This window comes from Rhodococcus parequi (assembly GCF_046042785.1).
Taxonomy (GTDB): domain Bacteria; phylum Actinomycetota; class Actinomycetes; order Mycobacteriales; family Mycobacteriaceae; genus Prescottella; species Prescottella parequi.
Genome location: NZ_JBDLNV010000014.1, coordinates 1 through 5,207, shown reverse-complemented (window position 1 = coordinate 5,207; position 5,207 = coordinate 1). Strand labels below are relative to the sequence as shown.

General features: G+C 56.5%; 2 rRNA genes. Both read left to right on the top strand.

Going from position 1 to position 5,207, the window contains the following annotated elements:
- The first annotated feature begins 166 nt into the window (after positions 1-166).
- A 16S ribosomal RNA gene (locus ABEU20_RS24795) occupies positions 167-1,685 on the top strand.
- A 326-nt stretch (positions 1,686-2,011) separates the two neighbouring features.
- A 23S ribosomal RNA gene (locus ABEU20_RS24790) occupies positions 2,012-5,143 on the top strand.
- Together the 16S and 23S rRNA genes form the textbook arrangement of a ribosomal RNA operon.
- Positions 5,144-5,207: the final 64 nt, after the last annotated feature.

Here is a 5,207-nt window from a genome sequence, read left to right as displayed (position 1 = left end):
GTGCCAATTTTGGTACTCCATCACATTTTTTGTGGTGGGTATTTGCTGATCGTCTCATTCTTCCGTCTGGGATGGTCAGTGCAAACAGCTAGTTTGAGTTTATTTTGCTAGTGATTTGACTCGATGTCTATGACTGATTGCCGGTTCGCCGGCCAATCTTGAGTCTTCAACGGAGAGTTTGATCCTGGCTCAGGACGAACGCTGGCGGCGTGCTTAACACATGCAAGTCGAACGGTAAGGCCCCTTCGGGGGTACACGAGTGGCGAACGGGTGAGTAACACGTGGGTGATCTGCCCTGCACTCTGGGATAAGCCTGGGAAACTGGGTCTAATACCGGATATGAGCTCCTGTCGCATGGCGGGGGTTGGAAAGGTTTACTGGTGCAGGATGGGCCCGCGGCCTATCAGCTTGTTGGTGGGGTAATGGCCTACCAAGGCGACGACGGGTAGCCGGCCTGAGAGGGCGACCGGCCACACTGGGACTGAGACACGGCCCAGACTCCTACGGGAGGCAGCAGTGGGGAATATTGCACAATGGGCGAAAGCCTGATGCAGCGACGCCGCGTGAGGGATGACGGCCTTCGGGTTGTAAACCTCTTTCAGCAGGGACGAAGCGAGAGTGACGGTACCTGCAGAAGAAGCACCGGCCAACTACGTGCCAGCAGCCGCGGTAATACGTAGGGTGCGAGCGTTGTCCGGAATTACTGGGCGTAAAGAGCTCGTAGGCGGTTTGTCGCGTCGTCCGTGAAAACTTGGGGCTCAACCCCAAGCTTGCGGGCGATACGGGCAGACTTGAGTACTGCAGGGGAGACTGGAATTCCTGGTGTAGCGGTGAAATGCGCAGATATCAGGAGGAACACCGGTGGCGAAGGCGGGTCTCTGGGCAGTAACTGACGCTGAGGAGCGAAAGCGTGGGTAGCGAACAGGATTAGATACCCTGGTAGTCCACGCCGTAAACGGTGGGCGCTAGGTGTGGGTTTCCTTCCACGGGATCCGTGCCGTAGCTAACGCATTAAGCGCCCCGCCTGGGGAGTACGGCCGCAAGGCTAAAACTCAAAGGAATTGACGGGGGCCCGCACAAGCGGCGGAGCATGTGGATTAATTCGATGCAACGCGAAGAACCTTACCTGGGTTTGACATATACCGGAAAGCCGTAGAGATACGGCCCCCCTTGTGGTCGGTATACAGGTGGTGCATGGCTGTCGTCAGCTCGTGTCGTGAGATGTTGGGTTAAGTCCCGCAACGAGCGCAACCCTTGTCCTGTGTTGCCAGCGCGTAATGGCGGGGACTCGCAGGAGACTGCCGGGGTCAACTCGGAGGAAGGTGGGGACGACGTCAAGTCATCATGCCCCTTATGTCCAGGGCTTCACACATGCTACAATGGCCGGTACAGAGGGCTGCGATACCGTGAGGTGGAGCGAATCCCTTAAAGCCGGTCTCAGTTCGGATCGGGGTCTGCAACTCGACCCCGTGAAGTCGGAGTCGCTAGTAATCGCAGATCAGCAACGCTGCGGTGAATACGTTCCCGGGCCTTGTACACACCGCCCGTCACGTCATGAAAGTCGGTAACACCCGAAGCCGGTGGCCTAACCCTTGTGGAGGGAGCCGTCGAAGGTGGGATCGGCGATTGGGACGAAGTCGTAACAAGGTAGCCGTACCGGAAGGTGCGGCTGGATCACCTCCTTTCTAAGGAGCATTCTCCAGTCGAGGGGCAACAGAGGTTGTCTTCTTGCTGGCAGAGGCCGTTTAGTCCCCAATCGTGGGACTGCGGTTGCTCATGGGTGGAACACTGACTACCTCGTCCGCGTATCGGTTGGTCACATGATCGCCGGCGGACGATATATCGGCATACTGTTGGGTCCTGAGAGAACACGCAAGTGATCTTCTCGAAGGAAAGTGACGACAATGTCTGGGCGTGGTCATACCGCGGTGCTTTCGGGTGCCGGCTGGTGCCACATGGTCTGGGTGTTGTGTGTTGTTTGAGAACTGCACAGTGGACGCGAGCATCTTTGTTGTAAGTGTTTAAGAGCGTACGGTGGATGTCTTGGCACCAGGAGCCGATGAAGGACGTAGGAGGCTGCGATAAGCCTCGGGGAGCTGTCAACCGAGCTGAGATCCGAGGATGTCCGAATGGGGAAACCCAGCCACAGTGATGTGTGGTTACCCGCGCCTGAATATATAGGGCGTGTGGAGGGAACGTGGGGAAGTGAAACATCTCAGTACCCACAGGAAGAGAAAACAACATGTGATTCCGTGAGTAGTGGCGAGCGAAAGCGGAAGAGGCTAAACCATGGGTGTGTGATAGCCGGCGGGCGTTGCATTCGTGGGGTTGTGGGATCCGTCTTGTCAATTCTGCCGGATTGGCCGACAGTAAGAAATCATCGTGTTAGTCGAAGTGGTCTGGAACGGCCTGTCGTAGAGGGTGAGAGTCCCGTAGACGAAAACATGGTGACTGTCGTGACGGACACCCGAGTAGCAGCGGGCCCGTGAAATCTGCTGTGAATCTGTCGGGACCACCCGATAAGCCTGAATACTCCCTGGTGACCGATAGCGGACTAGTACCGTGAGGGAAAGATGAAAAGTACCCCGGGAGGGGAGTGAAATAGTACCTGAAACCGTGCGCTTACAATCCGTCAGAGCCTGCGCCATTTCGGTGGGTGGGTGATGGCGTGCCTTTTGAAGAATGAGCCTGCGAGTTAGCGGCATGTCGCGAGGTTAACCCGTGTGGGGTAGCCGTAGCGAAAGCGAGTCCGAATAGGGCGACTTTAGTGGCATGTTCTAGACCCGAAGCGGAGTGATCTACCCATGGCCAGGGTGAAGCGACGGTAAGACGTCGTGGAGGCCCGAACCCACTTAGGTTGAAAACTGAGGGGATGAGCTGTGGGTAGGGGTGAAAGGCCAATCAAACTCCGTGATAGCTGGTTCTCCCCGAAATGCATTTAGGTGCAGCGTCGCGTGTTTCACTCTGGAGGTAGAGCTACTGGATGGCCGATGGGCCCCACAAGGTTACTGACGTCAGCCAAACTCCGAATGCCAGAGTGTGAGAGCGCGGCAGTGAGACTGCGGGGGATAAGCTTCGTAGTCGAGAGGGAAACAGCCCAGATCGCCGGCTAAGGCCCCTAAGCGTGTACTAAGTGGAAAAGGATGTGGGGTCGCGAAGACAACCAGGAGGTTGGCTTAGAAGCAGCCACCCTTGAAAGAGTGCGTAATAGCTCACTGGTCAAGTGATCCTGCGCCGACAATGTAGCGGGGCTCAAGTACACCGCCGAAGCCGCGGCATTCACATAACACCTCGGATGGTTTACGGACTGTCCGGCAGTGGTGTGGATGGGTAGGGGAGCGTCGTGCAGCCATGGAAGCGCCGGAGTGATCCAGGTGTGGAGGCTGCACGAGTGAGAATGCAGGCATGAGTAGCGAAAGACGAGTGAGAAACTCGTCCGCCGAATGACCAAGGGTTCCTGGGCCAGGTTAATCCGCCCAGGGTGAGTCGGGACCTAAGGCGAGGCCGACAGGCGTAGTCGATGGACAACGGGTTGATATTCCCGTACCCGTGTGAACGCGCCCCTGGTGAATCAGTGATGCTAAGCGCCCTGAAGCCACTTTCGAACCTTCGGGTTCTCCGGTGTGTGGATGCGCGTGAACCGATCTGGTAGTAGCCAAGCGATGGGGTGACGCAGGAAGGTAGCTGAGCCAGTCAGTGGTAATACTGGTGTAAGCGTGTAGGGCGTGACCTAGGCAAATCCGGGTCGCATACAAGCCTGAGACGTGATGCGTAGCCGATTGAGGCGAATTCAGTGATCCTATGCTGCCGAGAAAAGCCTCTAGCGAGCTTTCACACGGCCCGTACCCCAAACCGACACAGGTGGTCAGGTAGAGAATACTAAGGCGATCGAGATAACTGTGGTTAAGGAACTCGGCAAAATGCCCCCGTAACTTCGGGAGAAGGGGGGCCTCGTCTGGTGACGGAACTTGCTTCCTGAGCTGGGTGGGGCCGCAGAGACCAGAGAGAAGCGACTGTTTACTAAAAACACAGGTCCGTGCGAAGTCGTAAGACGATGTATACGGACTGACGCCTGCCCGGTGCTGGAAGGTTAAGAGGACCGGTTAGCCAGTAATGGCGAAGCTGAGAATTTAAGCCCCAGTAAACGGCGGTGGTAACTATAACCATCCTAAGGTAGCGAAATTCCTTGTCGGGTAAGTTCCGACCTGCACGAATGGCGTAACGACTTCTCTGCTGTCTCAACCACAGACTCGGCGAAATTGCATTACGAGTAAAGATGCTCGTTACGCGCGGCAGGACGAAAAGACCCCGGGACCTTCACTATAGCTTGGTATTGGTGTTCGGTTCGGTTTGTGTAGGATAGGTGGGAGACTGTGAAGCGGGCACGCCAGTGTTCGTGGAGTCGTTGTTGAAATACCACTCTGATCGTATTGGACATCTAACCTCGGACCATGATCTGGTTCAGGGACAGTGCCTGGTGGGTAGTTTAACTGGGGCGGTTGCCTCCCAAAATGTAACGGAGGCGCCCAAAGGTTCCCTCAGCCTGGTTGGCAATCAGGTGTCGAGTGCAAGTGCACAAGGGAGCTTGACTGTGAGACTGACAGGTCGAGCAGGGACGAAAGTCGGGACTAGTGATCCGGCACCGGCAAGTGGAAGCGGTGTCGCTCAACGGATAAAAGGTACCCCGGGGATAACAGGCTGATCTTCCCCAAGAGTCCATATCGACGGGATGGTTTGGCACCTCGATGTCGGCTCGTCGCATCCTGGGGCTGGAGTAGGTCCCAAGGGTTGGGCTGTTCGCCCATTAAAGCGGCACGCGAGCTGGGTTTAGAACGTCGTGAGACAGTTCGGTCTCTATCCGCCGCGCGCGTTAGAAACTTGAGGAAGGCTGTCCCTAGTACGAGAGGACCGGGACGGACGAACCTCTGGTGTGCCAGTTGTTCCGCCAGGAGCACTGCTGGTTAGCTACGTTCGGAAGGGATAACCGCTGAAAGCATCTAAGCGGGAAGCCTGTTCCAAGATGAGGTTTCTCACCCCCTCGAGGGGGTAAGGCCCCCGGCAGACCACCGGGTTGATAGGCCAGAACTGGAAGTCCGGTAACGGATGGAGGTGACTGGTACTAATAGGCCGAGGACTTACCACAAAGAAGCTACGCGTCCACTGTGCGGTATCTGAAACAACACACAGATATCATTCACCCCCACCAT